Annotated in this window: 21 protein-coding genes and 2 pseudogenes; 6 read left to right on the top strand and 17 right to left on the bottom strand. The window is 62.1% G+C overall.

The window, feature by feature from the left end:
* Positions 1 to 57: 57 nt before the first annotated feature.
* The 3 genes from AC1DMK_RS10520 to AC1DMK_RS10530 form a co-directional block, all read right to left on the bottom strand.
* On the bottom strand, positions 58 to 1,467 hold the full coding sequence (locus AC1DMK_RS10520) for a sensor histidine kinase (protein ID WP_477858793.1): 1,410 nt from the start codon (positions 1,465 to 1,467) through the stop codon (positions 58 to 60).
* Positions 1,464 to 2,141 (bottom strand): response regulator transcription factor, encoded by a 678-nt coding sequence (locus tag AC1DMK_RS10525; protein ID WP_196246754.1) that lies wholly within the window; start codon positions 2,139 to 2,141, stop codon positions 1,464 to 1,466. The genes AC1DMK_RS10520 and AC1DMK_RS10525 overlap by 4 nt, the downstream gene beginning before the upstream one ends.
* A 142-nt stretch (positions 2,142 to 2,283) precedes the next feature.
* On the bottom strand, positions 2,284 to 3,858 hold the full coding sequence (locus tag AC1DMK_RS10530; RefSeq protein WP_477858795.1) for a Do family serine endopeptidase: 1,575 nt from the start codon (positions 3,856 to 3,858) through the stop codon (positions 2,284 to 2,286).
* A gap of 220 nt (positions 3,859 to 4,078) precedes the next feature.
* Between AC1DMK_RS10530 and AC1DMK_RS10535 the strand changes: the two genes are divergently transcribed.
* Positions 4,079 to 5,257, top strand: a complete 1,179-nt coding sequence (locus tag AC1DMK_RS10535; RefSeq protein WP_477858797.1) for an MFS transporter — start codon at positions 4,079 to 4,081, stop codon at positions 5,255 to 5,257.
* Positions 5,258 to 5,259: 2 nt separating this feature from the next.
* Here AC1DMK_RS10535 and AC1DMK_RS10540 read toward each other — a convergent pair whose 3' ends face one another.
* The 9 genes from AC1DMK_RS10540 to AC1DMK_RS10580 all read right to left on the bottom strand — a co-directional run bounded on the left by AC1DMK_RS10540 (position 5,260) and on the right by AC1DMK_RS10580 (position 13,236).
* Positions 5,260 to 5,715, bottom strand: coding sequence for a cytochrome c-type biogenesis protein (locus tag AC1DMK_RS10540; RefSeq protein WP_477858798.1), 456 nt, complete (start codon positions 5,713 to 5,715; stop codon positions 5,260 to 5,262).
* Positions 5,712 to 7,700: a heme lyase CcmF/NrfE family subunit gene (locus AC1DMK_RS10545; RefSeq protein ID WP_477858800.1), complete on the bottom strand. Its 1,989-nt coding sequence runs from the start codon at positions 7,698 to 7,700 to the stop codon at positions 5,712 to 5,714. The genes AC1DMK_RS10540 and AC1DMK_RS10545 overlap by 4 nt, the downstream gene beginning before the upstream one ends.
* Entirely contained in the window at positions 7,697 to 8,149 is a 453-nt protein-coding gene (ccmE, locus tag AC1DMK_RS10550) for a cytochrome c maturation protein CcmE (protein ID WP_037062155.1), read from the bottom strand. The genes AC1DMK_RS10545 and ccmE overlap by 4 nt, the downstream gene beginning before the upstream one ends.
* The gene (gene ccmI, locus AC1DMK_RS10555; protein ID WP_037062325.1) at positions 8,146 to 9,288 is read right to left on the bottom strand and encodes a c-type cytochrome biogenesis protein CcmI; all 1,143 of its coding nucleotides are present in this window, start codon (positions 9,286 to 9,288) and stop codon (positions 8,146 to 8,148) included. The genes ccmE and ccmI overlap by 4 nt, the downstream gene beginning before the upstream one ends.
* Positions 9,289 to 9,405: 117 nt before the next feature.
* Positions 9,406 to 9,834 carry a membrane protein gene (locus tag AC1DMK_RS10560; RefSeq protein WP_037062156.1) on the bottom strand — a complete coding sequence of 143 codons (429 nt, stop codon included), beginning with the start codon at positions 9,832 to 9,834 and terminating at the stop codon, positions 9,406 to 9,408.
* 115 nt (positions 9,835 to 9,949) lie between these two features.
* Entirely contained in the window at positions 9,950 to 11,353 is a 1,404-nt protein-coding gene (locus tag AC1DMK_RS10565) for a sensor histidine kinase (protein WP_037062158.1), read from the bottom strand.
* Complete coding sequence (locus tag AC1DMK_RS10570; protein WP_037062161.1) at positions 11,343 to 12,014, bottom strand: response regulator transcription factor; 672 nt, start codon at positions 12,012 to 12,014, stop codon at positions 11,343 to 11,345. The genes AC1DMK_RS10565 and AC1DMK_RS10570 overlap by 11 nt, the downstream gene beginning before the upstream one ends.
* A gap of 52 nt (positions 12,015 to 12,066) precedes the next feature.
* Positions 12,067 to 12,315, bottom strand: coding sequence for a hypothetical protein (locus tag AC1DMK_RS10575; RefSeq protein WP_037062162.1), 249 nt, complete (start codon positions 12,313 to 12,315; stop codon positions 12,067 to 12,069).
* A gap of 702 nt (positions 12,316 to 13,017) precedes the next feature.
* Complete coding sequence (locus tag AC1DMK_RS10580) at positions 13,018 to 13,236, bottom strand: hypothetical protein (protein WP_477858935.1); 219 nt, start codon at positions 13,234 to 13,236, stop codon at positions 13,018 to 13,020.
* On the opposite strand from AC1DMK_RS10580, the pseudogene AC1DMK_RS10585 reads away from it, so the two are divergent.
* Positions 13,217 to 13,734: pseudogene (locus tag AC1DMK_RS10585) on the top strand (IS30 family transposase); the annotation flags it as partial. The gene AC1DMK_RS10580 and the pseudogene AC1DMK_RS10585 overlap by 20 nt on opposite strands.
* A 79-nt stretch (positions 13,735 to 13,813) precedes the next feature.
* Here AC1DMK_RS10585 and AC1DMK_RS10590 read toward each other — a convergent pair.
* The gene (locus AC1DMK_RS10590; RefSeq protein WP_037062165.1) at positions 13,814 to 14,122 is read right to left on the bottom strand and encodes a Dabb family protein; all 309 of its coding nucleotides are present in this window, start codon (positions 14,120 to 14,122) and stop codon (positions 13,814 to 13,816) included.
* 122 nt (positions 14,123 to 14,244) lie between these two features.
* A pseudogene (locus AC1DMK_RS10595) lies at positions 14,245 to 14,925 on the bottom strand (hypothetical protein); the annotation flags it as partial.
* Positions 14,926 to 15,076: 151 nt separating this feature from the next.
* On the opposite strand from AC1DMK_RS10595, the gene AC1DMK_RS10600 reads away from it, so the two are divergent.
* Positions 15,077 to 15,205 carry a hypothetical protein gene (locus AC1DMK_RS10600; RefSeq protein ID WP_477858804.1) on the top strand — a complete coding sequence of 43 codons (129 nt, stop codon included), beginning with the start codon at positions 15,077 to 15,079 and terminating at the stop codon, positions 15,203 to 15,205.
* A gap of 194 nt (positions 15,206 to 15,399) precedes the next feature.
* Positions 15,400 to 15,744, top strand: coding sequence for an MmcQ/YjbR family DNA-binding protein (locus AC1DMK_RS10605; protein WP_477858805.1), 345 nt, complete (start codon positions 15,400 to 15,402; stop codon positions 15,742 to 15,744).
* A gap of 6 nt (positions 15,745 to 15,750) precedes the next feature.
* On the opposite strand, the gene AC1DMK_RS10610 is transcribed toward AC1DMK_RS10605, so the two are convergent.
* The gene (locus AC1DMK_RS10610; RefSeq protein ID WP_477858807.1) at positions 15,751 to 16,665 is read right to left on the bottom strand and encodes an SDR family oxidoreductase; all 915 of its coding nucleotides are present in this window, start codon (positions 16,663 to 16,665) and stop codon (positions 15,751 to 15,753) included.
* 210 nt (positions 16,666 to 16,875) lie between these two features.
* Here AC1DMK_RS10610 and AC1DMK_RS10615 point away from each other — a divergent pair, with 210 nt between their 5' ends.
* Complete coding sequence (locus AC1DMK_RS10615) at positions 16,876 to 17,448, top strand: TetR/AcrR family transcriptional regulator (protein WP_037062327.1); 573 nt, start codon at positions 16,876 to 16,878, stop codon at positions 17,446 to 17,448.
* Here AC1DMK_RS10615 and AC1DMK_RS10620 read toward each other — a convergent pair.
* Positions 17,438 to 17,938, bottom strand: a complete 501-nt coding sequence (locus tag AC1DMK_RS10620) for a YcgN family cysteine cluster protein (protein WP_477858809.1) — start codon at positions 17,936 to 17,938, stop codon at positions 17,438 to 17,440. The genes AC1DMK_RS10615 and AC1DMK_RS10620 overlap by 11 nt on opposite strands.
* Positions 17,939 to 18,121: 183 nt before the next feature.
* On the opposite strand from AC1DMK_RS10620, the gene AC1DMK_RS10625 reads away from it, so the two are divergent.
* Positions 18,122 to 20,248 carry a transglycosylase domain-containing protein gene (locus AC1DMK_RS10625; protein WP_477858810.1) on the top strand — a complete coding sequence of 709 codons (2,127 nt, stop codon included), beginning with the start codon at positions 18,122 to 18,124 and terminating at the stop codon, positions 20,246 to 20,248.
* A 7-nt stretch (positions 20,249 to 20,255) separates the two neighbouring features.
* On the opposite strand, the gene AC1DMK_RS10630 is transcribed toward AC1DMK_RS10625, so the two are convergent.
* On the bottom strand, positions 20,256 to 20,432 hold the full coding sequence (locus AC1DMK_RS10630; RefSeq protein WP_477858812.1) for a hypothetical protein: 177 nt from the start codon (positions 20,430 to 20,432) through the stop codon (positions 20,256 to 20,258).
* Positions 20,433 to 20,436 lie beyond the last annotated feature (4 nt).

Genomic DNA, 20,436 nt, shown 5'->3' on the forward strand with positions numbered 1-20,436 from the left:
AACAGCCAATTCACTCGATGTCGGGTTCGCAATACGGCACCGACATCGGGATGTCGCCTATTTCACGGGAAAGATCATCGTGACAGCCAAGCCGCGGCTCTTGACGTCGTCGCCGTCGGCAACGGTGTCGGAAAGCTCCAGCCTGCCGCTGTGCAGCTCCATGACAGCCTCGACGAGCGACAGGCCGAGACCGGTGCCCGGCTTCGAGCGGCTTTCGTCGAGACGTACGAAACGTTTCAGCACTTCCTCTCGCTTTTCTGCAGGAATGCCGGGGCCGCGATCGGCGACCTGAAGGCAAATGCCGTCAACGCTACGGGTCAGCCGCAGGGAGACTTCTCCACCGCCGTCCGTATCTGAAGAATATTTGATAGCGTTGTCGATCAGATTGAAGATCGCCTGACCGATCAGCTCGCGATTGCCCTGCACCGCGATCCCGGGCTCGATCGACGACGTCAGTGCAAGCCCCGCTTCCTCTGCGACAGGTTCGTAGAGCTCGGCACTATCGGCAACGATTGCCGATAGATCGACGGTCGACATTTCGGCAGCGACCGATCCGGCCTCCACGCGCGAGATCATCAGCAAGGCGTTGAAGGTCCGAATCAACTGGTCGGACTCGGAGATGATCCCCTCAAGCGCAACGCGGCGCGTTTCCGTGTCCGGCGTATCGAGCGCATCGGCTGCCTTGTTGCGCAGCCGTGAAAGGGGCGTCTTCAGATCGTGGGCGATATTGTCCGAGACCTGGCGCAAGCCCTCGTTCAGCTTTTCAATGCGCCCGAGCATGGCATTCAGCGAAACAGAAAGACGGTCGAACTCATCGCCGGAGCCGCCGACGGGAAGGCGCTGCGAGAGATCGCCAGCCATGATCTTCTTGCTGGCCGCCGACATGCGGTCAATCCGCTTCAGGGCATTGCGGCCGATGCCGAACCAGATGATGACGGCGCCGAGCCCCATGATCGCCAGGGCGATCATCAACGCCTGCCTGACAAGCACCCGAAAGGCTTCCGGTTCCCCGAGATCCCGGCCGATCAGTATCCGCAACCCGTTGTCGAGAACATCGATGTTGGCGACGGCCATGTGCCGCTTGCCCTGGTCGCCCTCTGCGTAGCGCTGATACCGAAACGGCAACGACGTCCAACCCTGTTCCTCCAGAACGCCTGGCTGCACGGAAGCGACGTTGCCGGCAAGGATGTCACCTGAAGGACCTGCGATGATGTAGAGATTGGCACCGGGCTGGCGTGCGCGTCGCTCCATGGTGCGCAGCAGCAGGTTCATGCCGCCGGCATCGTAGGCGCGCCCGACCTGGTCGACTTCCTGTTGCACGGACTCGCGAATCTGGCTCGTCAACAGGCTCTCGGACATCGCGGTCACATAGAAGACCAGCGTTGCGGCACAGATGGCAAAAAGCAGGATGTAAAGTGCCGAAAGGCGGACTGCGGTGGACTTGAAGAGAACCAAGAAGCGGCTCATCCGTCATCCTTGATCATGTAACCCGCACCCCGAATGGTTTTCAGCAAAGGCTGGCTGAAGTCCTTCTCGATCTTCGAGCGCAGGCGCGAGACATGCACGTCGATGACGTTCGTTTGCGGATCGAAGTGATAGTCCCATACGTTTTCCAGAAGCATGGTCCGGGTAACGACCTGACCGGCATTCTTCATCAAATATTCCAGCAGGCGAAACTCGCGCGGCTGCAGCGGAATTTCTTTTCCGCCGCGGCGCACTTCGTGGGCAAGGCGGTCGAGTTCCAGATCGCCGACGCGGTAGACGACGTCCTGATCGGGTGTGCCCTTGCGGCGACCGAGCACTTCCACGCGCGCAAGCAGTTCACTGAAGGCATAGGGCTTCGGCAGGTAATCGTCACCGCCGGCGCGAAGGCCGGTGACGCGATCATCCACTTGCCCAAGGGCCGACAGAATGAGAACGGGGGTGTGAATACCCTTGCGACGCAGCTCGCTGATGACGGAGAGGCCGTCGCGGCGCGGCAGCATCCGGTCGATCACGACAACATCGTAGGTGTTTTCGGTGCCCATAAACAGTCCGCTTTCACCATCGCTTGCGTGGTCGACGACGATCCCCGCCTCGCGAAACGCCTTTGTCAGATAAACTGCAGCTTCCAGATCGTCTTCGATAATGAGAATCTTCATGCGGCCGACATTACCCGCCGCCTGTGTTTCGGCAAGGCTCAAAGCTGTATCGTTTTGCGTGGGGGTCATTGCCGTCACCCATGGTGGATTGACAAAAAGGGAGCCGCGCAACAGCGCGGCTCCAGTCCTTGTTCTGGCAGGATCAACCCTGGTTGTCGACCGGAAGCGCCACGAAGCGACTGCCGTCCTTCGACTGGATCTGGAACAGCGCACGGGTGCGACCGTCCTTCTTCGCCTGGCTCAGAACCTTGACGACATCAGCGGCAGAGGTGACCTCCTGGTTGTTGACCGAAGTGATCTTCTCGCCTTCCTTGATGCCCTTGTCGGCAGCATCGGAGTTCGGGTCGATACCCGTGATCTGCAGACCCTTGCCGTCATCGGCCGGACCAACCGTCATGCCGAGATCGGCAAGCGCCTTTTCCGAGGCAGGGGTCTGTGCTTCCGGTGCCTGATCGCTGTCATCAGCCAAGGCTTCCTTCTGATCGGCCGGAAGAGTGCCTAGTTCGACAGACAGAGGCTGGGCCTTGCCTGCGCGCCAGACCGAGAGCTCGACCTTCTTGCCGGGCTGCATCGCACCGATGCGGCGGCTGAGATCGCGAGCATCCTTGACCGTCTCGCCATTGAGCGCGGTCACGACGTCGCCGGCCTTCATGCCGGCCTTCTGGCCGGGCGAGCCTTCCTGCGGTGCCACGACGAGCGCACCGCTTGCTTCCGATAGGCCGAGCGAGTCGGCGATATCCTTGGTCACCGGCTGGATCTGAACACCAAGCCAGCCACGCGACACCGTACCGTCCTTCATGAGGTCGGCAACGACATCCTTGGCGGTCGAAGCCGGAATTGCGAAGGCAATGCCGACGCTGCCGCCGGACGGCGAGAAGATCGCCGTGTTGATACCGACAACTTCGCCGGCGAGGTTGAAGGTCGGGCCGCCCGAGTTGCCGCGGTTAACCGCAGCGTCAACCTGCAGGTAGTCGTCATAGGGGCCGGAGCCAATGTCGCGGCCGCGAGCCGAGACGATGCCTGCCGTTACCGTACCGCCGAGGCCGAAGGGGTTGCCGACAGCGACGACCCAGTCACCGACGCGGACGTTGTTGTCATCCGCCCAGTTGACGTAAGTGAACTTGCGGCCCTTGCCGTCAACCTTCAGAACCGCGAGATCGGTACGCGGATCCTTGCCGATAAGCTTGGCATCGAGCTCGGTGCCATCGCTCATGACCGCGACGAAAGCAGCGCCGTCGGATACGACGTGATTGTTGGTGACAATGTAGCCGTCATCGGAAATGAAGAAGCCGGAGCCCTGGGCAACCGGACGCAGACGGCCCTTGCCATCTGGACCGGAATGCTTTCCCGACGGACCACGATGACCCTGCGGGCCTTGCGGGCCCTGCTCGCCGAACTGGCGGAAGAAAGGCTTCAGGGCGTCGGGAAGATCGTCGAGGCCGCGGCCGTTGAAATCGAACGAGAAGCCGTTGCCGCCGTCTTCGTCGGAAACTGGGCTAATGCGGCTTTCGACACGTACCGAGACGACCGCGGGAGAGACGGCGTCTACGACGTTTGCGAAGCTTGGAACGGATGGAGCCTGAACCTTGACGGCTTCGGCGTAGGAGCGTGTGATTTCGAGGGGAATACCGGTTGCCAGCACCGCAGCGGCAAGACCCGCGACGGTCGAAGCCTTGAGGGCGGTATTGAGCGACGGGGTTTTGATATTCTTGAGCATAAGAGGCACCTTCTTTATCTTTGCGTCCGCAGGATCGGTGACTACCGGATCCGTTGATGAATGAAGATATAGGACGGCACACCTTACTGCGAACTGTCCGGGCGATGAATAATTCGTAATGTCCGAAATTGACCCAGCCGCAGCATGGCCCCCGGCCCGCTCTCGACTTCGAAGCGCCCAACCGTTATTCGTCGCTCCGCAACGCGAACGAGGCCCACCGATGAACCATGCAATTCCGGTAGACGATTTTGCGCCAGACAGCGCCGCAATCGCCGCCGTGATTATCGGTGTCACGGCCTTTGCCGTGGCGCAAGGGCTCACCTATCCGCTGATTTCGCTGGTTCTCGAGCATCGCAATGTTTCTCCAAGCCTGATCGGCTTCAACGCTGGATGCTTCGCGGCAGGGCTGGCAACCGCCACATTCGCCGTCGGATGGCTTTCGCGTCGCGTCCGGGGTGATCGGCTGATCGTCGCTGGCCTGGTCGGCTGCGCGCTCAGTCTTTCCGTTTTCGCGACCTTCGACATTTTCTGGGTCTGGTGCATCGCGCGCTTCTGTCTTGGCGTGTGCGTCAGCCTGATCTTCATGCTGAGCGAGGCCTGGCTCAATACCGCCTGCCCCGATCGCCTGCGCGGGCGGATTTCCGGTCTCTACGGTGCAGGCATGTGCGGCGGCTTCGCTGCAGGCCCGCTCGCCATCCCGCTGTTTGGAACCGAGCAAGGCTTTGCGTTCGCGTTGCTTGCCGTCTATGTCGCCTGCGTGGCGTTCCTGACGGTTATCCTCAGCAGGAGAGCACGCACGCAGCCCGAGCAAGCAGTCTCGGGCGCGCTTTTCAAGTTCGTCAGAAGCGCGCCGATCCTGATCGGCATGGTCGCCGCGTTCGCTTTTGCCGACATCGCAGCAATTTCGGCGATGCCCGTGTACTTCGTCAGGCTTGGGTATTCGGAGGCGTTTGCAGCCGTCAGCGTTACCGTCCTTGCGCTTCCCACCGCCCTTGCGCAGCCGGTCGTCGGCTGGTTTCTCGACAAGACGTCGCGGTCAGGCGTCGCCGTCTGTTCCGGCTGCCTCGCCGGGCTCAGCTTCATCGCCATCCCGTTTCTTCAGTCTCAGGCAGCCATCCTGATCGCCTTCGGCATCATGGGGGCGGCGAGCTTTTCGCTTTATACCTGCGCATTGACCATCCTCGGCGAGCGCTATGCCGGGGACACGCTTGTCGCCGGGAGCGCCGCATTTGCGCTCGCCTATGCCGTCGGAAGTGCCGCGGGATCAACGACGGTCGGCGCAGCGATGGATATCTACTCTCCAGCCGCAGGCCCGATTGCCGCAGGCAGCGTGGTCCTGGCGTTTACCGCCTGGTTCGTCGTGTCTCTTCTGCGTCAGCGCCTGCCCCGCAGCGGCTGACACTATTTCTTGAGCAATTCGTTCAACCGGGCCTGTTCGCCTTCCGTCAACGCCGTGCCTGTCGGCTTGCCGGCGCGTCGCCGGGCGAAGACGGCCAGCGAGATGCCGCCAAGCRCGATCAGCAGAAGCGGTGCGCACCAGAGCAGCAGCGTTTTGGTCTCGAACCGCGGTTTCAGCAGAACGAACTCGCCATAACGGGAGACGATGTAGGTCATGACCTGCTCGTCGCTGTCCCCGCCGGCAATCCGTTGGCGCACCAGCAGCCGCAAATCCTTGGCCAGCTCCGCATTGGAGTCGTCGATCGACTGATTCTGGCAGACCATGCAACGCAGCTCGGCCGAAATGGCACGCGCGCGGGTCTCAAGCGCCGGATCGCCAAGCACCTCGTCGGGATTGACGGCGAAGGCCGGCGCGGCTGCGAGCACGRGAGCAACGGCCAAAAGAACACGGCGCATCATTCGGCCGGCTCCATTGCAGGGCGCGCAGGCTTTGCCTTGCGACGCGGCGCTCCGACGCGCAGGCGCCGGTCGCTCAGCGACACGAAGCCTCCGATCGCCATGATCACCGCTCCGCCCCAGATGCAAAGGATGAAGGGTTTCCACCAGATACGGACGACGATACCGCCGTCCGCCGTCGCATCGCCGAGCGAGACGTAGAGCTGGCTGAGGCCGAAGGTCAGAATACCCGCCTCCGTCGTCGGCATCTGTCGCGCGGTGTAGAGACGCTTGGCGGACCAGACGTCGGCGATCTCGACGCCGCCGCGGGCGATGGTGAAGTGACCACGTTCCTCCGTGAAATTCGGCCCGGTCGCCGACTTCATGCCGTCAAAACGCAGTGTGTAGCCTCCCGCCTCGACGACCTCGCCCTGCTTCATCTGCACCACGTGTTCGGTCTCGAACGTCGTTACGGCGACGATGCCGAGCACGGCAACGCCGAGGCCGGCATGAGCAAGCGCCGTCCCGAAGGCAGAGCGCGGAAGGCCGGCAAGCCGGCGCCAGGCGACATCGGCCGCGACCTTGCCGACGCCGGCGCGATACCAGAGATCGGCAACGGCGCCGAAGGTGAGAAACAGACCGGCAGCAAGCCCGAGCACGGACATCACCGGCCCCCCGTGCTGGATGTAGAAGAACACGACCGCGACAACAAAGGCCAAAGCAGCCACGAGATAGAGCCGTTGCAGCGCGCCCAGCAGATCGCCGCGCTTCCAGGCCAGCAGCGGCCCGAACGGAACGATCACCAGCAAAGGTGCCATGAGAAGACCGAAGGTCATGTTGAAGAAAGGCGGGCCGACCGAGATCTTGTCGCCGGTCAGCGTTTCGAGAAGCAGCGGATAAAGCGTTCCGGTCAGCACGGTGCCGCAGGCAACCGTCAGGATCAGGTTGTTGACCACCAGCGCACCCTCGCGGGAGATCGGCGCGAACAGGCCGCCTGCGGTCAGCCGTGGCGCGCGGAAGGCGAAGAGCGACAGCGCACCGCCGATGAAGAGCAGCAGGATACAGAGGATGAAGACGCCGCGCGAGGGGTCGCTGGCGAAGGCATGCACGGAGGTCAAAACGCCGGAGCGGACCAGGAAGGTGCCCATCAGCGACAGGGAGAAGGTCAAGATCGCGAGCAGCACGGTCCAGATCTTCAGCGCCTCGCGTTTCTCCATGACGAGCGCCGAATGCAGCAGCGCTGTGCCCGCAAGCCAGGGCATGAAGGAGGCATTCTCGACCGGATCCCAGAACCACCAGCCGCCCCAGCCAAGCTCGTAGTAGGCCCAATAGGAGCCCATGGCGATGCCCAGCGTTAGAAAGGTCCAGGCCGCGAGCGCCCAGGGCCTCACCCATCGCGCCCATGCGGCATCGATCCGCCCTTCGAGAAGCGCCGCAACCGCGAAAGAAAAGCAGACCGAAAAACCGACGTAGCCGAGGTAGAGCAAGGGCGGATGGATCGCGAGGCCGATGTCCTGGAGGACGGGGTTCAAATCCTTGCCTTCCGCAGGTGCCGGATCAAGACGCAAGAACGGATTGGAGGTGAGCAGAATGAAGAGAACGAAGGCGACCGAAATCCAGGCCTGCACCGCCAGCACATTTGCCTTCAGCGTATCCGGCAGGTTGCGGCCGAAGGCTGCGACAAGGGCGCTGAACAAGGCCAGGATCAGCAACCACAGCATCATCGAGCCTTCGTGATTGCCCCAGACGCCAGAGTATTTGTAAATCAGCGGCACCAGCGAGTGGGAGTTTTCCCAGACGTTGGCGACGGAAAAGTCCGATACGACATGCGCATAGGTGAGCACGCAGAACGAGAAAGCCACCAGACCGAACATGACGATGGAGCCGATAGGCGCCACGTCCATCATCGCCTGATCGAGGCGCCGCGCGCCGATGACAGGCACAAGGGAGACGACGATCGCCGTCGCCAGCGCCAGAATGAGAGCGTAGTGCCCGACCTCGATGATCATTGCGGCGCCTCTCCCTCTTTCCACAGCCCTTGCGACTTCAGCCTGTCGGCGACGTCCTTGGGCATGTACTTTTCATCATGCTTGGCAAGCACGGTGTCGGCGGTGAAGACGTTGCTGCCCGCCTCGAAACGGCCCTCCGTCACGACGCCCTGCCCCTCGCGAAAGAGATCGGGAAGTATGCCGGTGTAGCGGACTTGAACGCGATCGCCGGTGGCATCGGTCACAGCGAACTGCACGGTCGATCCGACGCCTCGCACGACGCTCCCGTCACCGACAAGGCCGCCGAGCCGTATGCGGGTTCCAGGCGACACCGGATGCTTGGCAAGATCGGCCGGCATGTAAAAATAGGCGACCGACTGGCCGAAGGCGAACATGACGAGCAGAACCGCGGCAATGATAAAACTCATGCCGCCGCCAATCACCGCCAGGCGCTTCTGCTTGCGCGTCATTCGGTCATTCCTTCCGTCGCAAGGCCGAGCTCGCGCGCCAGCGCCAGCAACTCTTTGCCCTGTTCGCCGTTGCCGGGGAATGCGGTGAGCCCGCGCTTCAGCGCATCCGCCGCACGATCCTTGTCGTTCAATACGGCATAGGAACGGACGAGCCGCAACCAGCCTTCGAGATTGTTGGGGTTTTCGGTGAGCTTGGCATCGAGACTTTCGACCATGCCCTTGATCATCTGCTGCCGGTCGCCGGTGTTCATCTGCTCGGCCGCTGCGACGTCGGACTGTGTCGGATTGCCGGGCGGCTGTGCATTTGCGGGCGGCTGCGAAGACGTTCGGCCGTTCCTTGCAATATGCTCGTTGACGAGCGGCACCCACGGCGCATCGGCGGGCGATTGGCTGGCGATCGCTTCGAAGGCCGCGCGAGCCTCGTCCGCCTTGCCCGCCTGTTCCATGCTCAGCGCAACATAGAACCGGGCGCGCGGATTATCCGGCTCCAGTTGCAGCGATTGCTCCAGGATCTGGCGCGCATCGTCGGTCACGATACCGCTCGATTTGGCCATCAGCGTCTCGGCAAGACCGTCCAGCCGCACGGTGCTCGGGCCGAGCAACCGGATCGCGTTGCGATAGGCCGTCTCCGCTTCCGCGACGCGCATGGTGCTGACATAGATCGGCGCGAGAACGTCCCACCCCTTGCCGTCGTCGGGGTTCTGCGCGAGGTGACGCTCGGCCTTGGCGATCAGGATGCCCATATCGTTGCCGGGGTCCTCGTACCGTGCTGCCAGCGGCTGTGAAGGCAGATCCGGCCTGCCCATCACCGTGTAAAGACAGAGCCCGACGACGGGAAGGAGCAGGAGAACGAGGGCCTCGGCAAGGCGACGATGGCCTGACGTCTTCAGATTCTTGACCGGGGCTGCATTCGAGACGGCAATCAGGCGCCGGCCGATTTCCGCACGCGCATACTCGGCCTCTTCTACCGCAATCAGGCCACCAGCGAGGTCACGATCGAGTTCGCGTAACTGGTCGCGATAGACGGCAGCCTCGCCGGCGCGACCATCGTCAGCCGCCTTCGTTCCGCGCAGAAGCGGATAAAGCAGAATGGCGGCAACAGCCGCCGTCATAGCAGCCAGAAGAATCCAGAAAATCATAACCGCCAAATACTCGAAGCGCGGCCCCATTCCAACAAGCAAAGCCGTGATGACGGCGATTTGAGGCGTTTGGCCGCAATTCTCAATTGAATGATCTCAGCAGCGCCGCCCATACGGCTATCCGAGCGGCGTCCAGCTGCCGTTGTCGTTGCGGCAAGCCGAACCGCGCGCGACGGTCTCCTTGCCCTCGACAGTGAGCGTATGGGTATACTGACGACAATTCTGCGAGCCGACTTGATAGGGAGCAGCAGCCACAACCTTGCCGCTGACGTTGCGCCCGCTCCAGACGACCGGCTGCCCGACGGCCGCACCTTCCAGTGCGCGATACTCGGCCTCAAGAGCGCGCTGACGGTCGCTGTCACTCAGGGTCACCCCCGCACGGCCAACGATACCGCCCTGCAGGTCGGCGATGAAGGACGCGGATGCGGATGGTTTGCCGGTGCCAAACAGGCCAGCCGAAGCGCCACCCTTGGTTGTCTGGCAACCCGACAGCACTACGGCTGCCAGAAGCGAAGAAACAATCATGCCTTTTGAACGGAGCATCATTCAGTCGAACCCGAATCAGGTGTCATCACGCCGCCAGAGGCGCATCGCGCCTTGTCGTCAATAAGGCAAAGCATGCTATGCAAACGCCTATGTCTTTGTGGCATCAAGCAGTTCCTCACGCAACATCCTTTGTCACACCGGGCAGAATAAGGCGCGCTTTGAGACCGCCCCGTTCCCCGCGGGAGAGTTCGAGCCTGCCCTGGTACTCATTGGAGATCTCGGTCACGATCGAAAGGCCAAGTCCGGTGCCCGGCTTGCTTTCATCCAGTCGCCGCCCGCGTTTCAGCGCCTCGCGAATCTGATCGGGCTCGAGGCCCGGCCCGTCGTCCTCGACGATCAACTCGACCCAATGGCGCCTTGCGCTGGCCTCGGTTCCCTTGACCTCGTCATGCGTCTCAGCCACCGACAGGCGAACCTTGCTCGCCGCAAAACGGGCGGCATTCTCCAGAAGATTGCCGACAACCTCTTCCAGATCCTGCTGCTCCATGGCGACCGCAATGTGCTGGGGCGTGACCGAAAGCTCGAATTCCTTGTCCACGTTCAGGCGGCGCATGACGCGAACCAATCGCTCCATCGCCGGCTCGGCGTCGGTACGCGCCAGAACAGATTCGCGTTGCGCGGCAATGCGCGCGCGGTTCAGATAGGACTGCACCTGCCCCTGCATGGCTTCGGCCTGGCTGCGCACCAGCTCGCCATGAGACCGTTCCAGCACGCGCGCCTCGTTGAGCAGGACGGCGATCGGCGTCTTCAGCGAATGGGCGAGATTGCCGACCTGCATGCGCGCGCGCTCGACGATGCGCCGATTGCTGTCGATCAGCGCGTTCACCTCGTTGGCAAGCGGCAGGATCTCGCGGGGAAACGCTCCCTTCAACTGCTCGCTCTCGCCGGCCCGGATACGCTCCAGCGCCGCGCGGGCCTTATCGAGCGGCTTGAGGCCGTAAAGAATGGCCAGGGCATTGACGATGAGGCTGCCCACACCAAAGCCGGCAAGCGCCAGATAGAGACTATGGGAGAAATTGCGGACATCGTCTTCAACGACATCGACGGCGCCGGTGACGCGAAAACGCGCGGCTCTTCCGTCCGTGTCGAGGACGACTTCGGTTTCCGCGACCTGGATCCGGTTTCCGGAGGCGTCCGTCACCTGATAGTAGCGCTCGTAGTTCTTGTCGAAGGGCGCCTCGAGAACCGATGGAACCGGGATCGTCGCCGATCCCAGCGACGGCGACACCAGCGGTGGGGCGGTATAGGTGCCAAGTGGTTCGACAACCCAGTACCAGCCGGTCTTCGGCTGCGCGAACCTGAGGTCGCCGAGCTGAGGGCTGCCGCTCAGCGAACCTTGATCGCCGATCGCAACCGAATTGATGACGTTATAGAGCTGTGCCCGCAGCAGATCCTGAAAGCCGCGTTCGGCACTCTTGCGATAGAGCGTCGAGATCAAAAGACCGATGACCACAAGGGCCACGGTCGACCAGATCGTGGTGAGAAGCAGAACGCGTGCAGTAAGAGACTTAATTCGCATTGGTCGGCGCTTGGATGCGGTAACCCAGACCGCGCACCGTTTCGATCAAATCAACACCCATCTTCTTGCGCAGGCGGCCGACGAAGACCTCGATCGTGTTGGAATCGCGATCGAAATCCTGGTCATACATGTGCTCCACGAGTTCGGTGCGCGATACCACCTCGCCCATGTGATGCATCAGATAGGCCAGAAGGCGGTATTCATGCGACGTCAGCTTGAGCGTCACGCCGTTGACCACGGCTTTCGAAGTCTTGGTGTCGAGGCGCACGGGGCCGCAGACGATTTCGGACGACGAGTGGCCGGCAGCGCGGCGGATCAATGCGCGGATGCGCGCGAGCACTTCCTCCACATGGAACGGCTTGGTGACGTAGTCGTCGGCGCCGGCGTCGATACCGGCGACCTTGTCGCTCCAGCGGTCACGCGCGGTCAGGATCAGCACCGGCATGCCGCGACCGGCGCCGCGCCACTTCTCCAGCACGCTCACACCGTCCAGTTCGGGAAGGCCGATATCGAGGATAATCGCGTCATATGGCTCGGTATCGCCGAGGAAGTGTCCTTCCTCGCCGTCGAACGCCTGATCCACGACGTAGCCGGCCTCCTTCAGAGTGTCGCTCAGTTGACGGTTCAGGTTGACGTCGTCTTCGACTACCAGGATGCGCATCGGTCCGCTTTACTCCGCTTGTTCTCTTCGCTGTCTCATAGGCCGATTCTGCCTACATCGGAACCTTGACGGTTACCTTGCGCGGACGCTGACCGTTGCCCTGAACCAGAACCGTGATGATGCAGCTGTCGCCGGAAGGCTGAACGGAGAGCAATTGCCCTCCCGTCTTTTCCACGACCTGCTGTGCGGCTGCGCTGCAATCGCCTGCTACGCGCACGATAAAGTTGCGCGAATTGTCCGGTGAGGGCGACGATACCGCCAGCCCGGCGGCCAACGCTGCGACGCTCAAAGGAGAGGCCATGTGCTATGCTTTCAATGGATATCAACTTGCCCCGACTATGTACTCACGCCACCTGAATGGCAAATGAATGCACTGTAATGCCTGATGTTTAGAACGATTTAAGAGTAGCGCGACAAGGTATCCGACAGTGGAAAACCTGCTAGGTGCGGGCATCGTCCACCCCTCGCAAGCCATGCCCGGATCATGATCCCGGCTTGATTGCAGACTTGGCCGCAACCCGCCCGTAGACGGCCAACAGAGCGCCGAACGCGCCGGCAAGATTGACAATCGGGTCCACGACCTGGCTGCGGTCCGCGGTCCCCAACATCCACACCCGTAAAGTGCATCAGGGACGCAGCAACCGAGATCAATGCTCCCCAAATCGCCTTTGAGCTGTACCAGTTTTTCAAGTCACTCATGCGTTTCTCCTTTCATTGAGACGTCACACTGCCAATGTCGCTTTTTACCTGCCGGATTCGCACCGAGAGGCTCGCCTGCCGGCTGCCGAAATCCGCAGTCTCGTCGGCTTGCGCGTAGGTCCGTTCCGACGCGCGCGCAAACCTGGCGGTAGAGGCTTGATGCCGCCGATCCCGACAGCATCGCCTCGGAAACCTCGACCACTTCCGTGAATCTTTTGAATCGCTTGGACGAATTTCTTCGAGGATTGCGTCCGGATGTTCGCATGTTGATACCGCTTCGGCCGCCGGAATCCGATGTCGGTTTTCAGTATTTCCCAATGCAATCCGTTTTCAATACTCGACCGCCTGCCGCTTCTCCTCGTCGGTCAAGAACGCCGCGTTGCACATCCGCGGCGCGCTCGGCTGCCAGCCCCGCGACATTGTCCAGTTCAGGCTCCAGCCGCAGGCCGTTGCCGTGGCTGCCGGCAAGCCAGGTCGAGAGCGAGGCGGCGGTGCGGGCCAGCGTCGGCAACGCGATATCCATAGGCGGGAGACCTCCGTCTGTCGAAGATCGTGCCGTTCCCGGTCATTGGGAAGGTGACCTTATCGGTGGATCCAGGACAGCTACATAGCAACGCTGGTCGAGTGTCACTCGCGCTATGTGATGCTGATCGAGGTCGCCAATAAGGATACCGAAACCGTGGTCTCTGCCTTGATCAGGCAGTCGCAAAAACTACCGGCCGAACTCTATCAATCACTGACCTGGGATCGGGGAAAGGAACTGGCCGACCACCAACGACTGGCAATGGCCGCTGACGTTGAGGTCTGCTTCTGCGATCCTCGATCACCCTGGCAGCGCGGTTCGAATGAAACACCAATCGGTTGCTGCGCCAATATCTTCCAAGCGGCACCGACCTGTCCGTACACAGACAAGCTAAGCTCAGTGCTATCGCGAGGCAGCTCAACGAACGTCCAAGAAAGACCTTGCTTTATCAAACGCCCCGCGGAGAAGTTTGCAGAGTGTGTTGCAGCGATCAGTTGAACCCACCGCCGAAGGCGGCCGCTTGGCGTTCCATGGGCAAACCCCGCATTCGCCTGCGCGCAAGCCCCGACACCATCGACTATCCCAGCGGCCGGTTCACCGCCGTGTCGCTCTCGTAGTCCGCCGCCATCCGCATTTCGCGGATCGGGCGCACGAGGTCGATCGAGCGCTGGTAGTCGGGGTGCGCCTTGTAGGCCGCGAGTGCCGCCTCGTCGTCGAATTCGCCGTAGACGACGAGGTCGACTTCCGTGCCCAGCTGGTCGGTCTTCACGTTCGTGCCGATCTCCAGCAGGCGAGCATGCGGGATGGCCGTCAGGATCGACAGGCCTGTTCTCACCTTTTCCAGGTTTTCCGCAGACGCTGTGAAGAAGACAATGTGGCGGATCACGCGGGAACTCCTGTCAGGGTCTAGAGCATTCCGCTTTCCTTCGAATAGCGAAAACGCTCGCTTATTGATTTACGCAATTGCGGACGCGAAACCGCTACGCTTTTGCTGGCATTGCTCCAGCCTGAGACCCGCGCGATACCACGCGCAAGCCAGGCCTTCAACCGCGAGAATACTCCCGGCGGCGCCTCGTGGCGGATTGCCGCAAGGAAGGTCTTGCCGTAGCCGGCCAGCTTTTCGGCGCGGTCGGTGCCGTTAACGATGCGGCGGGCGTTTACCCAGTCGTCCGTCGTTTCGTTCAGGTGGTCGGCGAGCTTGTGGTTGGCGAAGCTGCCCTGCACCATGCCTTCGATGAGGATCGAGACCGCCGCATCCATCTCCATAGCCCGGTCGGGCTCGGCGACGAGGTCGAGGCCCGTCAGCACGCTCATCGCCTCGTAGTTCCGCTTGTGGGTCAGTTGCACCAGCCCGCGCCCGAGCCAGCTCTTGCCGTCCTCGTCCGGCCGCCAGTAGGGCGTCTTCACCCAGGAGAGCTTGCCGCTGGCATAGGCATTCTCGAGGATTTCAACGGCACGGGCGTCGGTCGCAGCCAGCGTCTCGCGCACCGGCTGCATCGTGAACGCGGTTTCGTGAAAGGCGGTGGCCAGGATGTAGGCCAGCCAGCGCGGATCGGCGTCCGGCATCCGCGCCTCCCAGAAATCGAGAATTGCCGTCATGCCGTCGACCTGTGGCTGATCGAGCGTGCCCTTGAAGAGGGTGTCCCGCGCCGAATCGAAGAAAAAGCGACGGTCTATGTGGATAACCATGGTGTTCGCCTCGGAAACTGAAACGGCATTATCCGTCTTAATCGATTAAAATAAATTCAATCGTTTAAAGTGTTTAAGGCCCTGATTTACAGATTATTTGAGCCATGCCAGTGATTAATCCAGCGTTAAAACCTGGCCGCCGGAGGAGAGAATGCAGCAGCCTGCCAACAGCAACCAGCCGACGATTCCCCAACACGTGATCGACCAGCTCGAAAACGAATGGCGCCAGGTGCGCTCAGAGCAGCAGCCGCGCCCGACACCACAGCAGCCGCAGCGCTGAACGTTCATACGCCCCTTACGCGGTTCACCTTTTCCTTCCAGTATCAGCGCCGTCAGCGCCCAGACCAGCGCATCCAGCCGGTCGGGCGAATGGCCGGAGGAAAGACCGTCGGGGCCGAAGTCGCACAACTGGTTGGCGGCTGCTTGAGTTTTTCTGATTGGCCGCGAACCGTCCGCCTGTGCTAAAACTGCAGCATGACCCGGGAAGAGCTCGTATCCTTTGCGCTCAGCCTGCCGGAGGCGGTCGAGAGCGCGCATCACGGCACGCGTGATTTCCGCGTGCGCAGCAAGATTTTCCTGACCATGCCCGACCAGGATTACTGCGTCGTCCGGCTGACACCCGACCAGCAGCACATGACGCTTGCGATTGCGCCCGACGAGACCGCAGCGGTGCCCGGCGGCTGGGGTCTTCGCGGTTCGACACGGCTTTTCTACCAGCTTGCCGGCGAGGCTCTGGTGCAGGATCTGGTGCGCAAATCATGGCAGAACGCCGCGCCGAAAACCCTGCAGAGGCAGTGGGTTGTCATTCCTTCCGGTTAAACGGATTCAACGATAGCCCGTGGCGTCGGCGGGCTTTCCCGCTTCCATCACCTCGTCCATGTAGCGCCAGCAATCCGGCCTGGACCCATCCACATCGTCGAAGCAGTAGACCTGCGCCAGTCCGCCGCTCGACAGCGACCGGCCGTTCCAGCGAGCGCGCTGCGGATCGGACGCCAGCGCCGTCACCGCCCTGCCGGTGAAACGCGGGGTTTCGGAGATGACGAAATGCGGCTGCACCGCCGTCGCGTCGCGCCAGTTGCCTTCCCGGACGCCGAAGATATCGAGCATCATCTCCGAGCGCATCCAGCCGGGCGTCAGCGACACCGCCGTGGCGCCGTGCGGCGCCAGGTCCTTCGCATGCGCCCATGCCATGCGGATGACGCCAGTCTTGACGAGGTCGTAGTATGGGCAGAGCCGGTAGTGGGTTTCGTTGTATTCGGCCGTTCCATCGGTCATCTCGACCATCAGTCCGCCCGGCTGCTCGATCATCAGCGCCAGGGCGTAGTGGGCAGTGATCAGGTGGGTGTCGATCGCCAGGCGGAGCATGTGCAGGCCCTTATCCAGCGAATGCTCCCAGACCGGCTTGTTCCACTCCGTCAGATGCTCGCCGCCCCATATGTCGTTGACGAGAATGTCGAGCCTGCCCTCATCGCGGCGGATGCGGGCAACGAGCGTCTCGACCTCCTGCGCCACGAGGTGATCGACGCGCACGGCAATGCCACGACCGCCGGCTGCGGTCACCATCTCGGCCGTCTCCTCGATCGTTTCCGGTCGCGCGTATTCCGATTGATGCGTCTGCGTCGTGCGGCCGGTCACGTAAACCGAGGCACCAGCCGCTCCGAGCTCGACGGCAATGCCGCGGCCCGCGCCACGGGTGCTGCCGGCCACAAGGGCGATCTTTCCCGACAAGTCTGCTGTCATCCCGCACTCCTCCACGCCAGAGGCCCCCGCCTTTCTTCGATTTGCGAAATCGCCCAAAGCTTTTGTTTTCACACAATTCCGAACACAAAACTGCTACGCACTTTTACTGGAATTGCTCTGGAACCGGGGCCAGACATCAATCCAGCAGTCTCCCGGATTGAATATAAACTAATGTTCGTTCATAATCGTTGCGAACGCAAGAGGGATTTCATGCCGCGCCACCGCACGCTTTCCGACGAACAGCTTCTGGACATGGTGCTGGCGCTGATCCACGCCGAGGGACCTGACGCAGCGACCTTCGGCGCGGTCGCCAAGGCGAGCGGTCTCTCCGGCTCGACTCTCGTCCAGCGTTTCGGCACGAAGGCTGCGATGCTGCGCGCGTCGCTGCTGCGCGCCTGGGACCGCCTGGATGCGGAAACGGTCCGGCTGGCGCAGTCTGTTCCGAAGACGCCGGCAGGGGCGATTGCGTTGCTCTCTGGACTGTCGAAAGACTACGGCGGCGACGCGGTGTCCTATGCCGACGGCTTGCTGTTGCTTCGGGAGGATCTGCGCGATCCGGCGCTACGTGCCCGCGGTTCCGCCTGGGGCACGACGCTCGCCGATGCACTTGATCGATGCCTTCATGTCGAAGGCAAGGCCGGGCCGCTTGGCCGGTTGATGCTGTCGCAGTGGCAGGGATGCCTGCTCTGGTGGGGTTTCGAGCCGGAAGGCGCCATCGAAGACTACGTACGCAGGCAATTGCAGCGCTTCCTCGATGCCGTCGGCGGCGCGCTTACACCTTAGCCTCTTCGGCCTCGTCCTCTTCGTCCTTGTCCCCCTGCTCTCCCACCGTCAGTGGCCAGTCGACGACGTAGTCCTCGAAGTCTTCGACATCGACCTCCGTCTCGCTGATCGTCCGGCCCCGTGCCGAAATACCGGCCGCGTGCACGGTTTGCGGGTCACCTGACACCAGCGGATGCCACCAGTAGAGATCGCGTCCCTCGTTGACCAGCCTGTAGCCGCAGGTGGGCGGCAGCCAGGGGATTTCATCGACGTTCTGCTTGGTGAGCTGGACGCAATCCGGCACGAAATCCCAGCGGTTCTCGTAGCTCGAACAGCGACAGCTGTCGCTGTCGAGAAGCTTGCATCGGATCGAGGTGAAGAAGATGTCGCCGCTATCCCAATCCTCGAGCTTGTTAAGACAACAGAGCCCGCAGCCGTCGCAGAGGCTTTCCCATTCGACGCCGGTCATTTCGGCAAGCGTCTTTTGCTTCCAGAAGGGTGCTTGTTCCATCATTCCATTCTTGCAACAGCCCGCAAAATCGCGTGAGGGCTTTCCATTTCTCTTGTTCTTGGCAGGCAAATCAACCAATGATTCACCGTGCTCCGGGTACTTCGGAGCTATCGGCAGGTTTGCCATAGTCCGGCGTCAGGCTCGTCCGACGTCGAAGTGACTGATCGGGCGGGAATATAAGACGTGACGGATCCGGACAATCCAGAAAAACAGCCGCGCAAGAAACGCCACTTGCTGCTGAAGATCGATTCGTGGATCGATTCGACCATCTGGAACGCCGGTTTCCGCTCTGCCGAGATCTGGGAGGACATCACCATCTTCTTCCGCCGCTTCCGTGTTCGCGGCTGGAAGCGCATCGTCGTCGAACTCGGCGGCGAAGGCCTGACGCTCGGGGCTGTCGGCGCCGTGCTGATGCTGACCCTTGCCCAGCCAGCCTTCGAGGCTACCAAGGAAGATTGGCGCAATCGCGGCGACTATGCCGTTACCTTTCTCGACCGCTACGGCAACATCGTCGGCCACCGCGGCGTCATACACCAGAACTCGGTGCCGATCGACGAACTTCCGGATGCGCTGATCAAATCGGTCATCGCCACCGAGGACCGGCGCTTCTTCGACCATTTCGGGATCGATTTCATCGGCCTGTTCCGCGCACTTTCCGAAAACGCGCGGGCGGGCGGCGTCGTCCAGGGCGGCTCGACACTGACGCAGCAGCTCGCCAAGAACTTGTTCCTCTCCAACGAACGCTCGATCGACCGAAAGATCACGGAAGCCTTCCTGGCGCTCTGGCTGGAAGCCAACCTGTCCAAGAAGGAAATCCTCTCCACCTACCTCGACCGCGCCTATATGGGCGGCGGCACCTTCGGGGCGGCTGCGGCAGCGCAGTTCTATTTCGGCAAGAGCATCACGGATGTGAACCTTGCCGAGTCGGCCATGCTCGCCGGCCTCTTCAAGGCGCCTGCGAAGTACGCGCCGCACGTCAACCTGCCGGCCGCGCGCGGACGCGCCAACGAGGTGCTCACCAATCTGGTGCAGAGCGGGCTGATGACCGAGGGACAGGTCATCGCCGCGCGGCGCAATCCCGCCACCGTCGTCGACCGTAACCAGGTGGAATCGCCGGACTTCTTCCTCGACTGGGCGTTCGACGAGGTCATGCGCCTCTCCCCGCGCTTCCACCAGCATTCGCTGATCGTTCGCACGACGATCGACATGGGCATGCAGCACGCAGCCGAGGATTCCGTCGAGACCTCGTTGCGCGAATATGGCGAGAGCTATCACGCCAAGCAGGGTGCGATGGTGATGATCGAAAACGGCGGTGCGGTGCGCGCCATGGTCGGCGGCCGCGACTACGGCGAGAGCCAGTTCAACCGTGCCACCAAGGCACTGCGGCAACCGGGCTCCTCCTTCAAGGTCTACACCTATTCGGTGGCCATGGAGAACGGCATGACGCCTGACAGCATCGTGGTGGATGCGCCGATCTCCTGGGGCAACTGGAGTCCCCACAACTACGAGAACCGCTATGCCGGCCGCGTCACGCTGGCGACAGCCATCGCGCAATCGATCAACACGATACCGGTGCGTCTCGCCAAGGAGAAGTTCGGGATCGCCCCGATCAGGGCGATGGCCAAGAACCTCGGCGTCGAATCCCCGGTTCGCAACGATGTAACGATCCCGATCGGCACGTCGGAAGTGACTGTTATGGATCAGGCGACGGCCTACGCCGTCTTCCCGGCAGGCGGCTACCAGTCGCGGCGCCACGGCGTCAGCCAGATTCTCGACTATAGCGGGGATGTGCTCTACGACTTCGACCGCGACGAGCCGGCGGCCAAGCGCGTGCTTTCGGAAAAGGCCGACTCCTACATGAACCAGATGCTGACCCGCGTTCCCTACGTCGGGACTGCGCGCAAGGCGGCCCTCGACAACGGCATTCTGACCGCGGGCAAGACGGGCACCACGCAGGCCTACCGCGACGCCTGGTTCATCGGCTATACCGGCAACTTCACCGGCGCAGTGTGGTTCGGCAACGACGACTATACGTCGACCAACAAGATGACCGGCGGCTCGCTGCCGGCCATGACCTTCAAGCGCGCCATGGATTATGCCCACCAGGGGATCACGCTCCGCCAGATCCCTGGCGTGACGGCGCCCGAACCCGTCAAGACCGTTGCCGCAAAGCCCGCCGAGGGCAGCCCGCCGCCGCTCCTGCGCCCGCGCATGCTCTCCGCTGAATCGACGCGCATTCTCAAGGACCTCGGCGACCAGCTCAAGGCCGCCCCGCCGCTCGCACCGCAGAAGGTCGCCATCGCCGGTTGAGGATGGCTCACGCGACGCGCGGCGTGATACGCGAGAGGTCGCCGTGAATTTGGCGATGCCGCTCCATGAGGTCATGGTCGGCCTGCAGTCCAAGAAAAAAGCCGTCTGGTAGGCCGCAGTAGCGGGAACGAAGCTTTCTGAGCGCGATCGCTTGAACATTGGGGGCAATTTCTGCTTCGGCCACCGCC

The sequence above is a fragment of the Rhizobium sp. 05L419 genome (assembly GCF_056397845.1).

What these genes read in the sequence shown, in the direction of transcription:
- AC1DMK_RS10605 (WP_477858805.1), top strand. Translation starts at nt 15,400, where the DNA reads ATGACCCGGGAAGAGCTCGTATCCTTTGCGCTCAGCCTGCCGGAGGCG.
- AC1DMK_RS10610 (WP_477858807.1), bottom strand. Translation starts at nt 16,665, where the DNA reads ATGACAGCAGACTTGTCGGGAAAGATCGCCCTTGTGGCCGGCAGCACC.
- AC1DMK_RS10600 (WP_477858804.1), top strand. Translation starts at nt 15,077, where the DNA reads ATGCAGCAGCCTGCCAACAGCAACCAGCCGACGATTCCCCAACACGTG.
- AC1DMK_RS10560 (WP_037062156.1), bottom strand. Translation starts at nt 9,834, where the DNA reads ATGATGCTCCGTTCAAAAGGCATGATTGTTTCTTCGCTTCTGGCAGCC.
- AC1DMK_RS10615 (WP_037062327.1), top strand. Translation starts at nt 16,876, where the DNA reads ATGCCGCGCCACCGCACGCTTTCCGACGAACAGCTTCTGGACATGGTG.
- AC1DMK_RS10545 (WP_477858800.1), bottom strand. Translation starts at nt 7,700, where the DNA reads ATGATCATCGAGGTCGGGCACTACGCTCTCATTCTGGCGCTGGCGACG.
- AC1DMK_RS10570 (WP_037062161.1), bottom strand. Translation starts at nt 12,014, where the DNA reads ATGCGCATCCTGGTAGTCGAAGACGACGTCAACCTGAACCGTCAACTG.
- AC1DMK_RS10620 (WP_477858809.1), bottom strand. Translation starts at nt 17,938, where the DNA reads ATGGAACAAGCACCCTTCTGGAAGCAAAAGACGCTTGCCGAAATGACC.
- AC1DMK_RS10535 (WP_477858797.1), top strand. Translation starts at nt 4,079, where the DNA reads ATGAACCATGCAATTCCGGTAGACGATTTTGCGCCAGACAGCGCCGCA.
- AC1DMK_RS10580 (WP_477858935.1), bottom strand. Translation starts at nt 13,236, where the DNA reads ATGGATATCGCGTTGCCGACGCTGGCCCGCACCGCCGCCTCGCTCTCG.
- AC1DMK_RS10525 (WP_196246754.1), bottom strand. Translation starts at nt 2,141, where the DNA reads ATGAAGATTCTCATTATCGAAGACGATCTGGAAGCTGCAGTTTATCTG.
- ccmI (WP_037062325.1), bottom strand. Translation starts at nt 9,288, where the DNA reads ATGATTTTCTGGATTCTTCTGGCTGCTATGACGGCGGCTGTTGCCGCC.
- AC1DMK_RS10520 (WP_477858793.1), bottom strand. Translation starts at nt 1,467, where the DNA reads ATGAGCCGCTTCTTGGTTCTCTTCAAGTCCACCGCAGTCCGCCTTTCG.
- AC1DMK_RS10575 (WP_037062162.1), bottom strand. Translation starts at nt 12,315, where the DNA reads ATGGCCTCTCCTTTGAGCGTCGCAGCGTTGGCCGCCGGGCTGGCGGTA.
- AC1DMK_RS10565 (WP_037062158.1), bottom strand. Translation starts at nt 11,353, where the DNA reads ATGCGAATTAAGTCTCTTACTGCACGCGTTCTGCTTCTCACCACGATC.
- AC1DMK_RS10530 (WP_477858795.1), bottom strand. Translation starts at nt 3,858, where the DNA reads ATGCTCAAGAATATCAAAACCCCGTCGCTCAATACCGCCCTCAAGGCT.
- ccmE (WP_037062155.1), bottom strand. Translation starts at nt 8,149, where the DNA reads ATGACGCGCAAGCAGAAGCGCCTGGCGGTGATTGGCGGCGGCATGAGT.